This is a genomic window from Cohnella baijiui, from assembly GCF_020731285.1.
GTDB lineage: Bacteria > Bacillota > Bacilli > Paenibacillales > Paenibacillaceae > Cohnella.
Genome location: NZ_JAJFOW010000027.1, coordinates 58810 through 78833, shown reverse-complemented (window position 1 = coordinate 78833; position 20024 = coordinate 58810). Strand labels below are relative to the sequence as shown.

The following is a 20024-nucleotide window of genomic DNA, read 5'->3' as shown; positions in this document are numbered from 1 at the left end:
TCTCTAACCGTAGCACGCGGCCGATGGCGGGGATATCAACGGCTTTTGGAGGTTGGGTTTTGCTTTTTTTGGCTGTCGCGGTATTCGGCCGGACTCAAACCGAATTGCCGCTTGAACAGCGTGCAGAAATAAGAGGCGTTCGGCCACCCGACCAGGACGGCAACGTCCGCGACGCGCAGCTTCCCTTCGCCGATCAGGTGCCGCGCGTGCTTCATCCGGACGTCGGTCACGTACTGGCTGTAGGTCCGCCCCGTCTGGCGCCGGAACAGATCCGACAAATAAGCGGCGTTGATGTAGAACCGCTCCGCCAGGCCGCTGAGGCTGAGCTCCTCGCCGTAATGCTCCTCGATGTAGCGGCACACGGCCTGCACGGTCTCTTCTCCCCCGGACAGCCTCGTTTGGCGGATCCCCTCCATCAGGCCGAAGCCGATGCGCAGCAGCCGCTCCCGGACATGCTCTCCCGCCTCCCATTGGCGCAGCAGTTGGTCCGCCTCCCAAAGCTGCTCCTGATAAGCCGAGGGTTCGAGGCGGTACTGCCGGATGGCGGCGTCGTACAGAACGATCAGCTTCATGGCCGCCAAGTAAGAGGAGTAGGCCGAAGCGGCGGCGCCGTCCGCCGAAAGCCACGCGTCGATCGCCGCTTCCAGGCCGGCGCGGTCGGCTTTCTCCAGGGACAGGCACAGCTTCTGCTCCAGCTCGCGGTCCGCCGGCCGGTCCCGGACCGCCGGTTCGGGTTCCGCCGGGCCGGGCGGCGCAGGACGGCGCGGCGGATCGAGCCGGCTCCACGCCAACAGAGCGGAGGCATACCCGCTCTTCAGCTCGGCGGGACCGCCGACGGCGCGTCCGATGCCGATCGCCGCCTCCACCTGCAGGACGCGGGCGAACGCGCGCCGCAGCTCGTCCGCGAACCGCTCCGTCTCGTCCCGGGTGGATTCGGCGGGATCGTCCGGCAGGCTGTGAAAGCCTTGCATCATCGAGGGGTGCTGCGGATCGTAGAACACGAGCAGTTCTCCGCCGCTCTCGTCCGCGAGCTCCCGGCACATGAGCCGGAATGCGGCGCGGAGCAGCTCCGGGGCCAGCGCGGCCGACTCGAGCCGGCCTTCCGGGACGCGCATCTCGATCGTCAGGAAGCGGCCGCGCATCCGCGCCTTCACGACGTGTCCGATGCCGAGCCGCGCCGCCCGCTCGAACGTCTCCGCCGGCCGGGGCGCGCCTTCCAACGCCAGCTGCAGGAGAAACGGGTCGCGGAGCGACGTCTGCTGGCGCATCCGCTCCCGGCTCGCCGAATGCCGCCGCGCCGCCTCCTGGTCCATTTCCCTTCTGGCGCGCAGCAGGATGTCCGCCAGCTCGTCGGCGGCGACCGGCTTCAGGAGATAGTCCATCGCGCCGCACTGCATCGCGGTCTTCACATAGGCAAAGTCGTCGTATCCGGACAGCACGATCAAGCGGACTTTCGGATGCAGCTCGCGGCACGTTCTCAGCAGCTCAAGACCGTTCAAGACCGGCATCTGGATGTCCGTTATGACCAGATCGATCGGATGGTCGGCCAACAGCGCGAGCGCCTCCCTGCCGTCGCCGGCTTCCGCGGCGACCTCGAAGCCGTGGCCCGGCCAATCGGCTTTGAGCCGCAGTCCTCGGCGAATCTCCTCGGCATCGTCAACGATCAGAACGCGGTACATCGTCCATTCCTCCTTTGGGCAGTTCCAACATGACGGTCGTTCCCAGTCCGGGCGCGGATTCGATCCGGATGCCGAACGCTTCGCCGTACTGCAGCCTGCAGCGGGCGATGACGTTGCGCAAGCCGATCCGCTTGCCCTCGCTGCCGAGCGGATTGACGTCCTCGAGCGCGAGGGAGGAAGCCGCGATCCGATCGGCCTGGCCGAGCTCCATGCCGACTCCGTTGTCGCTCACGGACAGCAGCAGCCGGTCGCCGAACGTCTCGGCGCGGATCTCGACGAATGCGCGGAACGTGTGATCCAGGCTGAATTTGCAGGCGTTTTCTACGAGCGGCTGAAGGATGAACTTCGGAATCATGGCGTTTTCTCCGCCCGTGTCGTCCACGATGCGCACGTCCAGGCGATCGCCGTAAACCCGCGACAGAATGGACGTATAGTGGCGCACGTATTTCAGCTCTTCCGCCAGACTCGTCAGATCGCTGTCCAGCTTCAGCGAATAGCGCAGCATCCGGCCGAGCGCTTCCGTCACCTGCTGCACGTCCCGGTTGCGTCCCTGCGCGGAGAGCGAGCCGATCGTCTCCAGGGCGTTGTACAGGAAATGCGGATTGATCTGCAGCAGAAGCGCTTTGTATTCCGCGTCCCTGCGCCGCAAGTTCAGCTCGACCTCCAGCTGGATATAACTTCGCAGCCGGTTGATCATGCGCGCGTACATGAGCACGACGTAGCTGACCTCGCTGTGCCGGGACTTGACCGGCGGCAGCCGGCTGCCCGCGCCGTCGAAGTCGCCGACCTCGGCCAGCTTCATCGAGGCCGCGAGCTTGGACAGCGGCCGCGCCACGCCGGACGACAGGCGGAACGCCGCCAGGACGGCGAGCAGCAGCAGACCGCCGCTGCAGAAGATCACGTATCGTTTGATTTTCGTAATCCGGCTGAACAGCTCGTCCTCGGAGACGACCCCGGCGAGCAGCCAGCCGGAGGCGTTCAGCTCCCGGTAAAACAGTAAGTAAGAGCGATCGTCGTCGCGGACCCGCACGTAGCCGTCCGTTCCGGCCCCCCGTTTCGAACGGATCGTTTGCAGGCCCAAACGCACGATGGCGGCATGGCCCTTCAAATCTTGTCCGAGCACCGACTCGCCTGCGCCGCCGAGCAGATACACCCGGCCCGATTCGCCGAGCCGCAGGCGGTCGAGCGGCTTGCGGATTTCGTCCGTAGACAGATTGACTTTGATGAGACCGACATTCCGCAGCGTGTCCAGGTGGGTGAGCGGGGAAATGAAGCTGTTCAGCGCGTTTTCCCGCATCGAGACCGAGGGCTGGTCCTTGTCGAAGTGCGATGGCGTCCAACGCACGCCGCGGTCGCGATAGGCGGCGTACCAGGAGCTCCGGAGAAAGTCGTCGGCAAAAGACCAGATGCCGTACCGCTCGCCGAGAAAGACGGCGACCGATTCGATCTTCGACGTGTTGCTCGAGACCATGGACAAATACTGCTGCAGCTCCATATTGCCTTCGAAGCCGATCAGCCCGCGTTCATAGCGGTCTTCCTGCGTGACGATCCACTGCTGGGCGACGTCGCTCGCCAGCACTTGCTCCGCGACCTCTTCGGCTTGGTCGGTCAGCGTGTTCACATACGTCGCGTATTGATCCATCGTCTGGGACGTGGAGACGCGGGTCAACTGCCCGATCACGTCCGTCGATACGCCCGTTACGATGCCGACGACGGCGGCGAGCGGAACGACCAGCATAACCGAAAACATGAGGATCAGCCGGGCGCGCAGGGAATACAACATGGCGCTTGCGCCTCCTATCCGCGAATGCGATTTGCGTTCTTCAGCAATTCTGCAATCGATTGCAGATCAACCGTTCCTTTTCACGGTTGTAACCGTTTACGGAACCCGGCGCACCCACATCGTAATGGAAGAAAAGAACGGCGTCAAGCGATTGAAGGTTCGTTGCGACAACCGGCATTCGGCGTACGTGCTCCCTTTTGTCCGGTACGAAAAAGCCGACACCGAGCCGGTCGATGTCAGCCCCTCCGCGCCCCCCCTTCCGTTGGCCTCTCCGGGAACCGCCGAACGTTTACAAATTTTTGATGAACAATACGCGATCCTGGCCGATTCCGTCGTAGTCCGCCTGCACCGGCACCCCGTCCTCCTCGCGGGCCCCGTTCGCGATCCGGAATCCCAGTTGCGTATGAAAGGAAATGGAAGTTTTGTTGACCGGCGAGGTGACGCATCGAACGACAGTGCAGCCTTTCTTTCGAACCGCTTCAAAGAACATTTCGTATAGACGATTCGCGACGCCGTTTTTTCGGTGCGCCGGATGCACGCCGATGAAGTGGACATACGATTCGGCAGGATCGGTTTGCGAGACGAAACCGATTAAAAAGCCGATGATCTGGCCGTCTTGTTCCGCGATGAAGCTGGTGTTTTGAAAATGTTGAAAAAATAGCTTGGGCAGCATATCGGCCATATGCCGGCCGCCCCACCAATGGTCGATGACGGAGATCACGGGCAAGTAATCCGTTTCTTGCGTGTGTCTGAAATGCAAGGGGAAGCCTCCTCTCCGAAAATCTAAGCCGCAGTTACGATGATGGGCCGATGCTTCGTAATGATGATGGTATGCTCATGCTGCGCCACATAGCTGTTGTCCGGCACGCCTAACGTCCACCCGTCCGCATGCTGTACGACATAGTCTGCGCCCGTAGATAAAAAGGGCTCTACGGTAATGACCATGCCCTCTTTCAATACGCGTTTGTCGTGCTTGTCGTAAACGGGAAGAATTTCTTTGGGGGCCTCGTGCAGCGCTTTCCCCACGCCGTGGCTGCACAAATTCCGGATCACTCGATAACCGCTCTTGGCGGCCTCGGATTCCATGATCCTTCCGATTTCGTTTAAGGGGACGCCGTGCCGCAGGGAAGAAATGACTTTCATCATCGTATCGTGCGCGCAATCGCAGAGACGCAATAAGGACGGATGGTAGGGCGGGAGCGGAAAAGAATGTCCCGCGTCCGCGTAATAGCCCCCCGACTCCGCCGAGACGTCGATGTTGACCAAATCGCCGGGTTGGAGGACTCGGCTGCCCGGAATGCCGTGAGCGACTTCTTGATTGACGCTGATGCAGGTGTTGCCGGGGAATCGGTAGACTGCTTTCGGCGCCGGCACGGCGCCATGTCTTTTGAGCAACCTGCCTCCGATCTCGTCGAGTTCCTTGGTTGTCATGCCGACGCGGGCTTGACGCTTCATTTCACGAATCGTCGATGCCACGATTTTGCCGATTTTCTGCAAGCCTTCGATATCGTGTCGGGATCCGACCGTCATCCTAACCCCTCCGTACATTTGAATATCGATATTTTACCATACGGGAAACATTCTGTATGACGAAAAAAAAGCGAAAGCCTTCCCGGACGAACCGGGGAGGCTTTTCGCTTGCGGGCAATCGACGGGCCGGGATCGGATCTTAGTCTGTTAAGGGGAGAGTCAAGCAGACGGCGAAAAAAGAAAATTCAGAACAGTTCCGCCATCGTTATCATGTCCCATTCAACTGAGCGGACTTCCGGACAGAAAAAAAGCCGCACATCCATGTGCAGCTGGTGCAGCCGGTGCTGGTTTTTCCCTCACACAATCAGGATGGGCGGTTGATGCTCGCGAAAAGCCGATGATGCCGCCGTTACATGTGCCTTGCGGATTCGCGTGTTGTTCCGAAGCCTGCATTTCATACGTGGCCTCGCCCTCTTCTACGCTAAGTAGCTTCAGTCCCATAAGGCGCTCAACGGGAGACTGCTCCAATTCTCCGTTCAGCACTTTCCGATAATGCTCGAGAATGGTCATTTTGCATATTCACCCGCTTCTTTCCTCTGTCTCTGAATCAAATTATTCATCACCAGCGCGATGATCACGATGAGGGTCCCTGCCAACTGCAACCTTCCGACTTCAACGCCCTGGAGGGCGCTGATCGTGAGTGTTGTAACAGGGACGATGTTCATAAATAGCATGCCGTTCTCCGGCTTCATAATTTTATTGCCGATGTTCCATGTGAACACGGCAAGTACGCCTGTAATCAGGATCATATACAGTGGACCAGGAGCTGCGCAATGAGTTGTGCCATTACTTTACCGATTGCCATCGGTTTCATTTGACAGCGGACGAATTGTTAATCACATGCGGATCGCAAGAGGCCATGGACTTGGTTGCCAGAGCACTGGTCAAGCCGAGAGATGCCGTTATGTTGGAGCGTCCTACCTACAGCACGGCGATTGATATTTTCAGAAGACAAGGCGCAACTATTGTTCCAGTCGAGATTCACCCGTACGGTTATGATATGGAGCAGGTGGAGAAGCTGATGCAAACCTACAAGCCGCGGCTGTTTTATCTAAATCCCACCTTTCAAAGTCCAACAGGCTATATCGTACCCGCCGAACAAAGGAAAAGGCTCGTTGAGCTTGCCGAGCGGTATCAATGTCTGCTATTAGAGGACGATCCTTATCGCGACATTTATTTTGGCGAAGAGCCGCCACGGCCTCTTTTTGCTTACGATACGGCAGGATGGGTCATTTATCTTCGCAGCTTCAGCAAATATATCGCTCTCGGCATCGCCATCGTTGCGTGCCGCCCTTCCATCATGAACTACTTGATTAAAGCCAAATTGTTGTCGGACAGCGGGACGCCTGTTCAATTGGATAACAGCGTAGCAAAAAGAGCGAGCGCTCGTGAAAAAATGACCGCGAACCTCGCTCTTTTCTTTTGCTATATCGAAGGCTATTTTGAAACCTTGACCGCAGTCGATGGTCTCACGCACTTCTATCCTATTTTATCCAAACACTTTAGGAGCCTCGCTCAGTGATTTCAGCTTGTCCATCCATTCGCTCATCGTTTACGCCTCCGTTTTTCAGATCTTCGAGTCTATCCAGCGCTTCCAAGCATGCCCGGCTATTGTGGTATGGGCACTTCCACATGCCGACCTTCGACTGCGCGTCGGAGACGACATGAAGAAGAAAGGCTTGTTCCAACGGATTACGACTTCCTCGATGCGGTCGAGCTGCGCTTCCCAGTCGTCGATCGGATAGTAGCCGCTCGACGAGATGATGTCGACCGCGTCCCACCAGCGGACACGGCCCTCCTGATATTTGTCGCAGTTGTAGGTGAGCAAGCCGTCGTCGTAGATCGGGCGAATCTCCGCGATCAGGCTCCGCCATTCCGCTTCGCGCTTGTCCGACTGGACCATCTCGCAGCCGATGCAGAGCATCTCGCATCCTTCCTCCCGCGCGATCCCGGCATAGTGCTTGATGAAATCGCCGTAGGAGGCAAACCACTCGCGCCAGCTCGGCTCGCCGGGTACTTCCTCGTCGAAGAAGCCGATATGCGCCCTCCAGGTGCCGATCTTCACGTTGACGACCGGCTTGAGGCAGACTTGCAGTTCGAGGGACTTGGCTTTGCGGATCGCCGCGCGCAATTGGTCGTCCGTCACCGTCGGCGATTCCCGGTACGGGATCTCCGTCGACTGAGGCGTCTCCTGCAGCGCGGACAGCGCGATGGCGACCCAGTTGACGCCGAGCTTCGCCATTTCTTCCATCGACCGGTCGGCCTCCGGACCCGTCCATGTCCCTCTGATGCCGACCCAGCCCCAGGTCATGCCGCTGACCGTTTCCGGCCACGTGTTCGTGCTCATGTTCTCCGCTCCTTCAAAGGTTTTGTAAACTCAAATAGTAGTTTTGTTATTTTTTTATATATCGTTATTAATAACAATATACATTCATTTGAATTGTATCACCCTGCGTTCAGAAGTCAATCACTCCGCGGCAGGCAACTTCCGACATCGTTAAGCCATCGGCAGATACGGGAAGCCACAGCCGCGTTTCTCGCTTTCGATCCACTGCTTTCTTCTTCGACAAAATGATGGGCAAGCGAAAGCCATCCGACCTCCGAGCTTACCCTCGGCAAGACGCAAAGCAGAAAACGCCGGAATCCGATTTCCGTGTTACCTCTCCCGCATCCAATGGTTTAGATGCAAATGTACATCTAATTTTGCTATATTCCTCCTTAACGGTCATTTAGTTGCAATCGTGCAACTAAATCGTCCGTTTTCTGTGTACAGGACGGATTTACGATAAATTAGATGTACTTTTACAAGTAAACCGCTCCACCCTCCCGAAATGACCCTAAATAGATGTACGAATGCAACTAATTGACTAAAGGAACCAATTGGCTAAAACTTGTGGCGAACCATCGGCCGGAATCCGACGTATTTGCACCAAGACCCAACTGATTCATTCGAAACCGACCTCGCAGATTACCGCGCGTCCGAGGCAGCCGTCAGGAGTGGAAAGATTATCAATTGATGTCAATGAAGCCGCATTGAAACCCGCGCTGCTGACTCATGGGCCCCGTAACAACCTTATGAGGCAGCTAAATGGCAAGTAAAAACGGCTTCGCCGTCTTCGAAGATGGCGGCATGTTTTTATCGGAGACGGAACAGTGAAGGATAGGTGAACTTATCCTTTCTTATCTGTCAAGTAAAACCAGCTCCGCCGTCTTCACTGACGCAAAAAAACGTTCCCGACGCGCTCGCTCTGGAAAGAGCGGGGTCGGGAACGTCTCTGGGCGCCTCTTCGCAACGGAAGCGAAATCGGCCTTTATCTTCGTTAGTCGAACGATTCGGGGGCATCGGCCGCCGGCGCCGTCGATTGGCGCACGACGAAATCGCCGGACAGCAAAATCCGCTCTTTCGGACCGTCCGGGTGCCGTATCCGCCACAGCAGCGTCTCTACCGCCCGCTGTCCGAGCGCTTCCTTGTTGACGTGAACCGTGCTGAGCGTCGGCGCCGACATCGCCGCGTCTTCGATGTTGTCGAAGCCGGTGACGGAAATGTCGTTCGGGACGTCGATGCCCATTTTCCGCAGCACCGTCATGACGCAGATGGCGATCGAATCGTTGGCGCACACGAACGCCGTCGGCAGCTCGTCCCGTTCCGCCAGCTCGTGGAGGATGCCTTCGAGCGCTTCGGTGATCTCCGAGCGGTTGTCGCCCTCGAACGACATCAGCTTCTCCGACTGGGCGAGCGGAATCCGCTGCTCCTCCAGCATCGAGCGGAAGCCGAGCCAACGGTCGTAGAAGCTGCGCGAATAGCGCGTATTGCCGACGAACTGCAGGAGGCGGTGGCCGTTCCCCAGCAGGTAGTTGGTGACGCGGCGCACGCATTCGTAGTTGTTCATGAAGAGCGCGTCCGAAGGGATGAGCGGGTCTTCATGGTCGACCATGACGAACGGGATGCCGAGATTGCGAATCTCCAGCAGCAACTGGTTCGAGATCAGTCCGACGCCGACGAGCCCGAGCACCCCTTCGGGATTGATGAGCTTCGAGAAATTGTCGGTAATATGCTCGGTCACGATCATGATGCCGATCTGATGCTCCTCGAGTCCGGTCGTGATGCCGTCGATGATCCGTCCCCAATAAAAGGAGTGGCGGTTCTGGTAGCGGACGTTCGGAATGAGCACGATGATCGTATCGCGTGCAGCTTGTCCGGTCTGCTGCTCCGCCGTTCGCGCGGCGCTTCCCTTCGGCCGCTTCTGCGCGAAGTAGCCGAGCTGCGTCGCCGCGCCGATGATGCGTTCGCGGGTTTCCGCGCTGACGCCGGATTTGCCGGCGAGCGCCTTGGAAACTGCGAATTTGGATACGCCGACAAGGTCGGCGATTTGCTGCATCGTTACTTTTTTGGACATGGGCCGTTCCTTTCGCGACACATGGCCGCAGCGCTAAAATAACAAAAACCATTTTTGTTATCATAACACAACGGCGTTGGTAGCGAAACATCGGCCTAACCGGTTATTTGACCGCGCCGTTGGTCACGCCCGCGTAAATATAGCGCTGCAGGAACAGGAAGATCAGAACGGTCGGAATGAAGATGATCAGAATGCCCGCCGAGATGACGTTGATCTGCGCGGCGTAGATGACGATCTGCAGCACGTCCGCGCCCAGGTACAGCAGCATCGGCGCGTAAATTTCGTTGTAGGCGCCGAGAAACTTGATGACGCTGAACGTCGCGACCTGCGTCGTGATCATCGGCATGACCTGGGCGACGAGGTACATGCCCATGATCGGCTTGCGCAGCTTGAAGTCGAAGCGGCCGAGGGCGTAGGCGACCATCGTCCCCAGCACGATATTGCCGGCGACGGACACGACGAGGATGATCGAGATGTTCTTGAACCCGAGGCCCAGCTTGCCGACCTTGAAGACGCGCTTGAAGTTCTCGAAGTTGAACCAGTTTTCCGGGAGCCTCATCCCCGATTGGTAGTACTCGACCTGGGTTTTAAAAGCTCCGATAACGACCGAGTAGATCGGGAAGAAGACGACGAAGACGGCTAGCAGCAACGAGAGGTAGTGGACGGCCGTCCACAGCTTGTGCGTTCCATCGCTTATTTCCCCTCCCGGAACATTGCCAGCCCGAGGCGCCGTCGATTTTGGCCGCTTCGTACAGATCCGCCGGGATCGACTGCAAAGCGCCGATGAAAATGACCATGCTGAGGCCGAAATATTTCCAAACGGAGATAAAGGCTAGCGAGAAGTTGACCAGGTTCGGATTGCCCAGCCATGCCTGCTGCCAGGAGCCGAGGCCGATCGCGTTCAGGAACAGGTTCAGCGAGCCGTATTCGACGTGATACACGTTTTTGAACATGATGACGATGGCGACGCTGTGGAGGACGTAAGGCAGGAATAGCAGCGCGCGAAAGCCGTTGCGGCCCTTCAGCTTGCTTGTCAAAACGACGGCGAAATAGAGGGCGATCGCCGTTTGCAGCAGCCCCCTGGGAGAGGAAGCTCTTCTCTCCGTCCGCTTCGCGTTCGGACGGAGCCGTGATCGGCTGCCCTTCGACCCCGCTTCCGGCGCCGGGCTGCTCCTCGTAAAAGCGATTGGACATCTTCAGCCCGTTTTTGATCTCGTCGAGGTACGAGGGGATGATCGAGATCTTCTTCATGTCCTCGATATAATCTTCGAGCTTGCCGATCATCTGATCGGACAAACGTCACCGTATTGGTTTCGATCGAATCGGAGTATCGCTGGGCGGCGAGATAGGTCAGCGCCCCGATCGGCAGGAGAATGAGAAATAAAAAGACGATTAACAGCTTGCCCTCCATTCGCTCGGCCGGCCAGGACCATCTGCGGAACGGAAAGCGTTTCGGCTTGCGCATCGGCGATGACTCCTTTGTTCCGTCTCCCGCCGGGCGCGGGCGCTTCTGCGGCCGGAACCGGCCGAAGGCGGAGACAGGGAAAAGACGGCTGCCGAACCCGCGGCAGGATTCGGCATACCGTCCGTCTTGTTTCTTATTGTACAGAACGAATATTATCCTAACAAACGAATGTTTTTAGGCTTCCTCCGGCTTCGCACCAGATCACCGGGGAGTTGAAGGAAACCGGACGAACGGCATGGTTTCAACGGCCAAATACGAATACAGCCCCCGGAAAACTCATCCGGGAGCTGCTCGCTTCAATGCGTGTAAGCCGCCACGTTGTCCGTATCGACCGCCTCGTGCAGCGCCGCGTTCAGCCCGCTGGCGATGACGTTGGCGATGTCTTCGACAAACTTGTCGATTTCCTTGGGCGTGACGAGCAAGTCGTGCCCGACGGGATCGAGCACTTCCTTGACGAGCTGCAGCCGCTCGTTCTCGGCCATCGAGCCGAAAACGCCGAACAGCGGGCTCGTATCGGGCGTATGCTTTTTCATGTGTTCGAACACCATTTCCATCGTGTTGTTCACGATCGTAGAGGCGTACAGCACCGTCGGTACCCCGATCGCGATGCACGGGACGCCAAGAATGTCCTGGGTGATGCCTTTTCGTTTGTTGCCGATGCCGGACCCGGGATGAATGCCGGTGTCCGCGATCTGGATCGTCGTGTTCACCCGTTCGAGCGAACGGGCGGCCAGCGCGTCCACGGCAATGACCAGCTTCGGCTTCGCCTGCTGGACGATGCCTTGGACGATGTCGCTCGACTCGATCCCCGTCGTCCCGAGCACCCCCGGGGCGACGGCGCTGACCGGACGGTAGCCGTCGCTGACCTGATCGGGCATCAGCTCGAAAAACTGCCGCGTCACCATCATATTTTCGACGACGATCGGGCCGAGCGCATCCGGCGTCACGTTCCAGTTGCCGAGGCCTACGACGAACACGCTGTCCGTCCGGCCGACGCCGACACGTGTCAAAAACGCCTCGAACTCGCGGGCGAACGTCGTCGCCACCCGGTCCTGCAGATCGGTATCGCCTCGGCGCAGCTCCGGCACGTCGAGCGTCACGTAGTGGCCCGTCATTTTGCCGATCGCTTTGGCGCCTTCTTCGTTCTGAATGTGCATGCGGGTGACGGTAATCCCGCCGTTCTTGTCGGTCTCCGACCAGACGCCGGGCAAGCTGCCGCCGGCGGCGGACGCCTCGGCCATCTCCTTGGCCTCAAGCGCCAAGTCGGTTCGGATGTCGTACATGCGCAGATCGAGTTCGGACAAGGATTTCACGCGCTCCTTTCGCAAGCCGCTAAGCTGAAGGGGCAGCGCTCGGGACGCGGCGGAAACGGAGCGCCCCGCGGGCGACTTCCGGCGCCGCAATCGCTTGCGTTTTACCCCCTTGCATGATAGAATGTTACAAGTTGTGTGGAGAAATACTTGCAGTTTTTGCAGGAGGTGAAATCAATGCCGAACATCAAATCCGCCATCAAGCGGACCAAGACGAACGAAAAACGCCGTCTGCGCAACGCTTCCCAGAAGTCCGCGCTCCGTACGGCCGTCAAGCAAGCCGACGCCGCCGTCATCGGAACGGACGTAAACGTCGCGAAGGACGCGCTTCAATTGGCTCAAAAGAAATTGGACAAAGCGGTTACCAAGGGCCTCATCCACAAAAATGCGGCTGCCCGCAAAAAATCCCGCCTGGCCAAGAAGCTGAACGCCCTGTCCGCGCAAGCGTAAGGCGCCAGCCGGTCGCGCGCGTATGCCAAAAAGGTTGACCCCCGAGCGATGTTCGCTTGCGAGGTCAACCTTTTTTGATTCCCCCGTCGCGGAGTCGTTCCGGCGGCGCTTAGGCGCCGCCTTCCGATCCCGTGCGCAGCAGGAACATCTCGAGTCCGAGCGTCTTGTCCACCCGCCCGGACTTCATCTCGTAGTCGAGCTCGGCCAGCCGGTTCAGCAGGACGGTGAGCCGGCCGGCGCTGAAGCCTTTCGCCTGCTCCGCCGTAATCTTAACGGCGTACGGATGCAGCCCGAGCTGCCCGGCCATTTGCTGCGGCGAATAGCCCATCTTGCCGAGCTCCTTGACGAACAGCATATGTCGGAACTGCCGCACAAGCAGCGCCATAAGCTTGATCGGCTCCTCCCGCTGCTTGAGCAGGTCGTAGTAAAGCGCGATCGCGCGGTCGGTCCGCAGCGACGCGATCTCCTCCGTCAGCTTGAACACGCTCTGCTCCGTGCTGGCCGGTACCAGCTCGGCAACCGCCGCGGCCGTCACCGTCCCTTTGTCGCCCGCATGCAGGCACAGCTTGTCCGTCTCGGCGGCAAGCGCCCCCATCTCCGTCCCGACCCGCTTCAACAGCTCCTCGGCCGCCGCAGGCTCCATCGTCCGCCCCTGCTTCGTCGCTCGGCCGCAAGCCCACTGCACCAGCTCCTCCGGCTGAAGCGGCGCGAACGTGACGACGAACCCGTCTTCCTTTGCCCGCTTCGTCAGCTTTTTGCGCTCGTCAAGCTTCTCTGCGGCGACGAGGAACACGAGCACGGAGCTGTCCATCGGCTGGCGGAAATAGTCCATCAGCTTGTCCGTACGATGCTCCACTTTGGCGGAGTCCCGACCGGAGCCGAACACGACGTTGTCCCGGACGAGAATCAGCTTGTTCGGCACGAGAAAGGGCAGCGTCTGCGCCTCCTCCAGAATCGTGTCGAGCGAATGCTCGGCCGTGTCGAAGCGGACGACGGCCATCTCGCGATGCTCCGGCTCCGCCAGCAATGCCGCGAGACGCTCCGTGAACTCATTCATGCGGTACGTCTCCAGACCGCAGCATACGTAGACGGGACGGACGTGCTCATCCCGCAGTTCTTTGAACGCCTGTCTCGCATCCATCCACAACACCTCATGACCATTATACAGCAAAGAGACCGCGTCCGTTAGCGGGCGCGATCCCTTCGTCCTTGGACATCTATGTCAACGTTCGCCGTGCAGGCCCATGGTGCCGAGCGCGAACGATCGTGACTTTCGCCTCCAGGGCGGCGTCGACTCTGTACGGCTTACTATACGCGCGAAGGGCGCGAAAGGTGATTAAGGATCGGTGCGCTCGGATTCCTTTCCGGTTGCCGCATCCCATTTCAGTCGTTTCGCATGGCCTTCGCTATCCGTCCAAGTATACTGCAATTGCTGGCCGTCCTCCGTCCAGACCACGTCGGTGATCGAGCCGTCACGCGGATCCGAGCGGTACACGATCGAGCCGTCCTTCGTCTTGGCGACGGAGATCGCCCCTTTGCCGGTTTCGGTATAGGCGGTCAGCTCGCCGTCCGGCGAAGCCCACTCCGACAGCGGATTCGCCATCAGCGAAAAGCCGTCGCGGGCCGCGAGGCCGTTGCCCGCGATCGAAGGCGCGGTCGCTTCGGGCGCAAATCCTTGCTCGTCTTGGCTCTTCGGGGCGCCCTTCTCCGTCTTGGGCGGCTCGGCCGCTCCGTTGGCCGCCGGCGCGCCGGGATTGGATGCGGACTTCCCTTGGTTGGAGGTCTCGCCCGAAGACCGGGTCTGTTGCTCGAGAACGGACGATTTGTTCGTCGCATCGGGGCGGACGCTTTTCGCGATGTCGCGATTTTCCCGCGTCGGAACCTGGCTATCCGGCGAAGGAGATTCCGCCGCGCCGGCTTCCGCCGCCTCATCCTGTTTGCCGTCGCCGGAGGCGGTATCCGCACTCATGCTATAGCTCGTCATCTCCGGCGCGGCGCTGTTGTCCTTCGCCGTCGACGACAGCCAGGAAAACGGCTGGTTGGCGACGATCAACCCCGCGATGACGCCGAGCGCCACCACGCCGGCCAATCGCCGGTAAAGCGGAGCGCGGGTCGGCCGAAAGGACCGCCCGGGACGGGCTTCGGGCTCGTCTGCCTGCACGGCCGGACTCGGCTCGGCCGGAGCGGGCGCCGGCTCGGGCGTCAGCTGCTCCAGCTGCGGCAGAATGGCGTCGACGAGGCTGTAGCGCGGCAGGACGCGCGGCAGCTGCGCCAGCTCGTGCGACAGACGGGTCAAGCGCTCCAGCATGGCAGCGCACTCCGGGCACGTCTGGACGTGGGCCATCATGCGCGCCGTCTCGCGTTCGTCCAAATCCCCGTCAACCGAACGCTGCATGAGTTCCATCACCTCTTGGCAATTCATCCCCGGACACCACCTTTCTGATAGTCGTGAAGTAGCGTTTGCAGTTGCTGCCGGGCGCGATACAAATAGGACTTGACCGTATTGAGCGGCAAATTCAGCGAGTCGGCGATTTCGTTGTACGAAAAGTCCTGCAAATAACGAAGCACGACGACGGTGCGATGGTGCTCGGGGAGCTTGCCGATCGCTTCGCGGATGTCCTCGGCCGCGTAGGCGGACATGACCTCCGCTTCGACGTCGGCGCCGGCTTCGAATACGAGCTCGTGCTCCTCGATCGAAACCGACGGCCGCTTGCGGCGGAATTTGTCGATGCAGATGTTCGTTACGATACGCTGAACCCACGTGCGGAATTGCGCCTTCTCCTCATACGAATTGATCTTGGTGTATACGCGTATAAGCGCTTCCTGCGCCGCGTCCATGGCGTCCTGTTCGTGATTCAACAAATAATAAGCCGTTCTGTATACTTGATGCTCGATCTCGCGGAGCAGCGTTACCAAGGCGTCTCGATCGCCGGCCTGCGCAGCTTTGATCAATTCCGGCTCCACCACGGGAGATCCTCCTTCTCACGCATCCCCATTGACGCAACTGTGCGGCAAAAGGTTGCAAAAACTTTGGCGAATCTTTATGTGAATCGCCGGCACCGTCCCGTCGCGAGGACGGACGTCCCGGGCCATGCGTTCAAACGCGCTAGTCCCAGTCTAACAAAAAACCGTTCATTTGTCCCACGGACGCTTCTCCCGCCGGGACAGTCGGCCGTCCGGGGCGATCCGATACTGAATCTCGCCGTTCGCATCGGTACGGGACAGCCGGGCAGGCAATGCCTTGATCCGCGCGACGACGCCCGGATTCGGGTGCCCGTAAAGATTGTTCGCGCCGACGGACACCACGACCTCGGCCGGTCGCCACCAGGCGAGCCAGGCGTCCGTAGTGGACGTCTTGCTGCCGTGATGCCCGGCTTTGAGCACGTCGATGGGCGCGGGAAGCGCCGCGGAGCCGCCGGGGCCGGCGGTCGCGGCTTCCTCGCGGAGCCGCACCAGCACCTCCGCCTCGCCGGCCGCTTCGAGATCCCCCGGCAGGACAAACGTCCTGCCGTACAGGGAGAGAAGCAGAACGACGCTCCGGTCGTTTTGTTCCGCGACGGCCGGCAGCGTTCCGCCGGAAGCGGCCTTTCCCCCGACGTCTTCCGGATACAGCACCTTCAGTTCCGCGGACGGACCGGTCCGCCAGCGCATGCCATGCTCGGCGGCATAGAGCGGAATGCCTTTTTGAATCGCCAATTGAAATAGACGTAGAACGTCTGGGGTCGGTTTCATCGTGCCATTAAAGAGGATGCGGCCGATTTCGATTTCGCGGATGAGCGCCTCCGCGCCTCCGATATGATCGGCATCGAGATGGGTGAGGACGAGCAGGTCCAGCTTGCGGACGCCGCGCTGCTTGAGCAGCGGAACGAGCGTCTTGCGGCCCACCTCGTACGGATCGCGGCGCCGGCGCCACGCTTCGTTTCGCTGTCCGAAGGCCACCGTTCCGCCGGCATCGACGAGCAGGTGCTTGCCCTCACCCGTACGGACCAAAATGCTGTCCCCTTGTCCGACGTCGAGGAACATGACCCGCGCGGAGCGGTCGAACGCCGCCGGCTGTGCGCCCCAGACGAGCCACCCGATCCAGGCGAAGACGGTCAGCAGCGCGAGCGCGGCCTGTCGGACGCGGTCGGATCGACTGCCGGAGGCCCATAGATCCGTTGGCGAGATGCCCGTCGCCGGAGACGCGGGAGGGTAAACCCCCAGGGATTGCGTCCCCGCCCGGGCCGTGATGGAGGACGCGGGCAACGGCCCGGTATCAGACCCGGCCTTTCCGCCTGCCGCATAGGCCGGCACTTCCTGCGCCCGGCGCGCGGGATCGAGATCGGCGAGCGCCCTTGCGCCCTGAAGCTCCGCCTCGAGCCGCGACCGCTCCTCCCGGCGGTCGAGCCGATGCCTCAGCAGCGCGCCGGTGCAAGCGATGAGCCCGTAAGCGACGAAGACCCAGGCGAGCGACGGCTGCGGCCAGACGGTCGAGAGGGATCGCACGCCGCTCATTGCCTCGGTGACGGCGAAGGTTGCCCGGTTGCACAGCTCGGCCAAGCGGGCGGGCGCGATGCCGAGCGGCAGCCAGCAGGCGCCGAGCGCGACGGAAGCCATGCCGAGCGGCAGGACGAGGAAGCTGATGAATGGCACGAGAAGAAGATTGGCGAGCAGCGACAGAAGATGAAGCTGATGAAAGTAGTAGGCGGTGAGCGGAAACGACGCGACCTGGGCCGTCAACGCGACGGCGAGTCCGCTGCGGAGCGAAGCGGGAACAAAGCGGAGCAGACGTGCCAGCAGGGGAACATAGAGCAGCAGACCGGCGGTGACGAGAAACGAGAGCTGGAAGCTGACGTCCTCGACGACGAGCGGGTTCCAAACGGTCATGATCCAGGCGGCGGCAGCCAGCAGGTGAAGCCCGTCCTTCAGCCGGCGACGGCGGGCGAGGTACAAGGCGATCATGGACATCAAACAAGCGCGCACAGCCGAAGGAGAAGCGCCGGTCAGCAGCATGTAGACCGGCATCGCCGCGATGGCGACTTCCAGCGAACGCTCGCGCGTCAGCCGCAGCCAGGCGCCGACGCGCAGCAGCAAAAAGACGACGACGCCGACATGGAGGCCGGAAATCGCCAGCACGTGCGTCAGGCCGAGCCGCGAAAAGTCGTCGTATTGCCCCGGGTCGACATCGTCCCGGATGCCCGCGACGAGACCTTTCATATAACCGGTGTCCGTACTGCCGTACAGACGGTCCATCAGGCCGCCGATGCGAAGCCGGGCTTCGTCCACAGCGCGGAGGACGCGGTATCGCAGGTCGACGCTGCCGTCCTTGGGCGAAACGGCTTCCGCGCCTTTCGCGGACACCGTCCAGTGGACCTGCTGCCGCCGGAGGTAGGCGCGGTAGTCAAACCCGCCGAAGTTGCCGCCCTCGGCCGGCACCTTGATCTCCCCCCGCACGCCGACGGTGTCTCCCCGGCGCCAGGCGGACGCAGGCCCAAGCTCCTCCTCCGCGGCCAATCGCACGCGAACGAGCACTGTCTCGCGAACCTCGCGAGCGGCGCCCTCCCCCGGCTCTCCGGCATCGATCCCGACGATCGAGAGCCGAAACTGGACGATGTCGCCGTCGATGTCGACGGCCGACGCAATCGTGCCGGTCATCGTGACGGCTCGCCCGTCGGGATCGCCCCCCAGCGCCTCCTGCATCTGCGATTGATTGCCCGCGTCGACCCAGGCCCGATGGCCGGCAGCAAGCATCAAAGCCAGCGCACAGGCGAGACACAGCCGCCACGGCCAGCGACCCGCAAGCGCCAACGCGGCCATTCCGACCGCCAGCCCGGCATAGATCAGCAGCGCGGCCGGGCCGTGCCAAAGCGACTGCACGCCGCTGCCGGCGACCCAGCAGGCGGCAAATCCAACAAGCGGTCTGCGCCGCATCCCGTTCCCTCCCGATTCCCTCCGCCCCGGGAACGGCAAAAAAACCTCTTCGCCGCCGTGCGAAGAGGTTCTTCCTCGTTCTTGGTCTACTATTCTTTAACCTACCTAGGCCTGGCCTGTCTTTGCAACACGCCGCTCCCGTCCTCTGGCACATCCTCGATCCGAACCGGCGCGGCGATCAGTGCGCGTCCTGCACGCCCGTGTCGGGCGGCGGAACGTAATCGCCGATCGTCCGGAAGACGAGGTTTTTCTGCGCCATGAGGGCGGCGACTTTGGCGTAGTCCTTCTGGTAGACGCGATGGTAGACGATCTCCCGGATGCCGCTGTTCGCCAGCATGTTGGCGCAGGTCCAGCAGGGCTGGTCCGTCACGTAGACGGTCGAGCCTTCGCGGTCAATCCGGTCGGTGAAGAGCAGCAGGTTCTGCTCGGCGTGGATCGTGCGGATGCAGCGCTCCTTCTTCACCATCGGCTCGGCGCTGCCGGCAGGCGCCGGTTCGTATTCTTCCACGATCATGCAGCCTGCCTCGGAGCAGTCCGGCACGCCCATGGGCGCTCCGTTGTAGGCCGTGCCGAGCAGCTTCTTGCCCTGCACGAGCACGGCGCCGACATGGCGGCGCGGACACCGGGAGCGCGTCGAGGCCATAAAGGCGATGTCCATAAAATAGGTGTCCCAATCTTTGCGCAGCGGCTGCGTCATTTGTCTTGCCTCCTTCGTTGTTCCATCCGTTGCGGTATTCGCGACCGATCTGCCGCCGGCGGAAATCCCCTTACTCCGTCGCGACCAGGTCCCTCAGGCCGGCCATCAGCTTCGGGCCGATCCCTTTCACTTGCCGCAGGTCGTCCGCGGAGCGGAACGATCCGTGCGCTTCGCGGTAGGCGACGATCGCCCGCGCCTTGGACGGTCCGATGCCCGGCAGCCCGTCGAGCTGGTCGACCGTGGCCGTATTGATGTTCAAAAGCCCGCTCGCGCTCCGTCCCGGCTCGGCTGCCGGCGCGGGCGGCGCGGCGCCTACGGCCGCAGGCGGCGCCTCTCCGGCGGTGGCGACCGAGCTCGCATTCGGCACGGCGGACGCGCCGCCATCCGTCGCTCCCGCCGCTGTCTGCGCAGTCGCGCCGTCGCTTACGGATGCCGGGGCCGCAGACGGCCCGCCCGGCGCGGAGACCCCCGCCGGCTGGCTGCCCGCAGGCGCGACCTGCGCAGCTACCGGCCCCGCCGCCGCGCCTCCGGCAGGGGATGCCCCCGCGCCCAGCTCCGTCAGCGTCTGCGAGACCGCCGGGTTAACCGGCTGCCAGCCCGGCACCTCCCTGCCGCTCCCGTCCGGCAGCAGCAAGCCGCAGGCCAGCGCTGCCGCGCCCGCGGCGCCGGCAAGCGCCGCCATCCCTCTCCTTGCGAACGTTCCGCGCATCTTCGTTTCCTCCCTTTTCGCTAGATATCCGTCCAATTTTCGCGAATCTGGCATGTCGGTCAAACCCGTCGACATACAATGGGATGAAGCCAAC

General features: G+C 61.2%; 16 protein-coding genes and 4 pseudogenes. 2 read left to right on the top strand and 18 right to left on the bottom strand.

The features are described 5' to 3' along the window. Nucleotides 1-35: 35 nt before the first annotated feature. From LKX83_RS21600 to LKX83_RS21575, 6 genes are all read right to left on the bottom strand, one after another. Nucleotides 36-1679 carry a response regulator gene (locus tag LKX83_RS21600; RefSeq protein ID WP_227884761.1) on the bottom strand — a complete coding sequence of 548 codons (1644 nt, stop codon included), beginning with the start codon at nucleotides 1677-1679 and terminating at the stop codon, nucleotides 36-38. After that, a complete protein-coding gene (locus LKX83_RS21595) occupies nucleotides 1657-3462 on the bottom strand; it encodes a cache domain-containing sensor histidine kinase (RefSeq protein WP_227884759.1) in 1806 nt (601 codons plus the stop codon). The genes LKX83_RS21600 and LKX83_RS21595 overlap by 23 nt, the downstream gene beginning before the upstream one ends. Before the next feature lie 289 nt (nucleotides 3463-3751). After that, the gene (locus LKX83_RS21590; protein WP_227884758.1) at nucleotides 3752-4222 is read right to left on the bottom strand and encodes a GNAT family N-acetyltransferase; all 471 of its coding nucleotides are present in this window, start codon (nucleotides 4220-4222) and stop codon (nucleotides 3752-3754) included. A gap of 23 nt (nucleotides 4223-4245) precedes the next feature. Beyond that, nucleotides 4246-4992, bottom strand: a complete 747-nt coding sequence (map, locus tag LKX83_RS21585) for a type I methionyl aminopeptidase (RefSeq protein ID WP_227884756.1) — start codon at nucleotides 4990-4992, stop codon at nucleotides 4246-4248. Nucleotides 4993-5211: 219 nt separating this feature from the next. After that, entirely contained in the window at nucleotides 5212-5502 is a 291-nt protein-coding gene (locus tag LKX83_RS21580; protein WP_227884754.1) for a PaaI family thioesterase, read from the bottom strand. After that, nucleotides 5499-5714 carry a hypothetical protein gene (locus tag LKX83_RS21575; protein WP_370639109.1) on the bottom strand — a complete coding sequence of 72 codons (216 nt, stop codon included), beginning with the start codon at nucleotides 5712-5714 and terminating at the stop codon, nucleotides 5499-5501. The genes LKX83_RS21580 and LKX83_RS21575 overlap by 4 nt, the downstream gene beginning before the upstream one ends. A 20-nt stretch (nucleotides 5715-5734) precedes the next feature. On the opposite strand from LKX83_RS21575, the pseudogene LKX83_RS21570 reads away from it, so the two are divergent. Next, nucleotides 5735-6406: pseudogene (locus LKX83_RS21570) on the top strand (aminotransferase-like domain-containing protein); the annotation flags it as partial. 219 nt (nucleotides 6407-6625) lie between these two features. On the opposite strand, the pseudogene LKX83_RS21565 reads toward LKX83_RS21570, so the two are convergent. From LKX83_RS21565 to gpr, 6 genes and pseudogenes are all read right to left on the bottom strand, one after another. Then, nucleotides 6626-7339 (bottom strand): annotated as a pseudogene (locus LKX83_RS21565) (glycoside hydrolase family 113); the annotation flags it as partial. A 212-nt stretch (nucleotides 7340-7551) separates the two neighbouring features. Next, nucleotides 7552-7638, bottom strand: a pseudogene (locus LKX83_RS34730) (transposase); the annotation flags it as partial. A gap of 674 nt (nucleotides 7639-8312) precedes the next feature. Continuing rightward, nucleotides 8313-9389, bottom strand: coding sequence for a LacI family DNA-binding transcriptional regulator (locus LKX83_RS21560; RefSeq protein ID WP_227884751.1), 1077 nt, complete (start codon nucleotides 9387-9389; stop codon nucleotides 8313-8315). 103 nt (nucleotides 9390-9492) lie between these two features. Next, complete coding sequence (locus tag LKX83_RS21555) at nucleotides 9493-10038, bottom strand: ABC transporter permease family protein (RefSeq protein WP_227884750.1); 546 nt, start codon at nucleotides 10036-10038, stop codon at nucleotides 9493-9495. 64 nt (nucleotides 10039-10102) lie between these two features. Further along, a pseudogene (locus LKX83_RS21550) lies at nucleotides 10103-10468 on the bottom strand (carbohydrate ABC transporter permease); the annotation flags it as partial. 682 nt (nucleotides 10469-11150) lie between these two features. Beyond that, nucleotides 11151-12137 (bottom strand): GPR endopeptidase, encoded by a 987-nt coding sequence (gene gpr, locus LKX83_RS21545; RefSeq protein ID WP_227884797.1) that lies wholly within the window; start codon nucleotides 12135-12137, stop codon nucleotides 11151-11153. Nucleotides 12138-12341: 204 nt separating this feature from the next. Here gpr and rpsT point away from each other — a divergent pair, with 204 nt between their 5' ends. Next, complete coding sequence (gene rpsT / locus LKX83_RS21540; RefSeq protein WP_185671799.1) at nucleotides 12342-12614, top strand: 30S ribosomal protein S20; 273 nt, start codon at nucleotides 12342-12344, stop codon at nucleotides 12612-12614. 109 nt (nucleotides 12615-12723) lie between these two features. On the opposite strand, the gene holA is transcribed toward rpsT, so the two are convergent. From holA to LKX83_RS21510, 6 genes are all read right to left on the bottom strand, one after another. Beyond that, on the bottom strand, nucleotides 12724-13755 hold the full coding sequence (holA, locus tag LKX83_RS21535; RefSeq protein ID WP_227884748.1) for a DNA polymerase III subunit delta: 1032 nt from the start codon (nucleotides 13753-13755) through the stop codon (nucleotides 12724-12726). 195 nt (nucleotides 13756-13950) lie between these two features. After that, nucleotides 13951-15036: an anti-sigma factor family protein gene (locus LKX83_RS21530; protein WP_227884746.1), complete on the bottom strand. Its 1086-nt coding sequence runs from the start codon at nucleotides 15034-15036 to the stop codon at nucleotides 13951-13953. After that, a complete protein-coding gene (locus LKX83_RS21525) occupies nucleotides 15033-15581 on the bottom strand; it encodes an RNA polymerase sigma factor (RefSeq protein WP_227884744.1) in 549 nt (182 codons plus the stop codon). The genes LKX83_RS21530 and LKX83_RS21525 overlap by 4 nt, the downstream gene beginning before the upstream one ends. 165 nt (nucleotides 15582-15746) lie before the next feature. Beyond that, on the bottom strand, nucleotides 15747-18524 hold the full coding sequence (locus LKX83_RS21520; RefSeq protein ID WP_227884742.1) for a ComEC/Rec2 family competence protein: 2778 nt from the start codon (nucleotides 18522-18524) through the stop codon (nucleotides 15747-15749). Nucleotides 18525-18702: 178 nt separating this feature from the next. Beyond that, complete coding sequence (locus tag LKX83_RS21515; protein WP_227884740.1) at nucleotides 18703-19221, bottom strand: deoxycytidylate deaminase; 519 nt, start codon at nucleotides 19219-19221, stop codon at nucleotides 18703-18705. A 70-nt stretch (nucleotides 19222-19291) separates the two neighbouring features. Beyond that, complete coding sequence (locus LKX83_RS21510) at nucleotides 19292-19930, bottom strand: ComEA family DNA-binding protein (RefSeq protein ID WP_227884738.1); 639 nt, start codon at nucleotides 19928-19930, stop codon at nucleotides 19292-19294. Nucleotides 19931-20024: the final 94 nt, after the last annotated feature.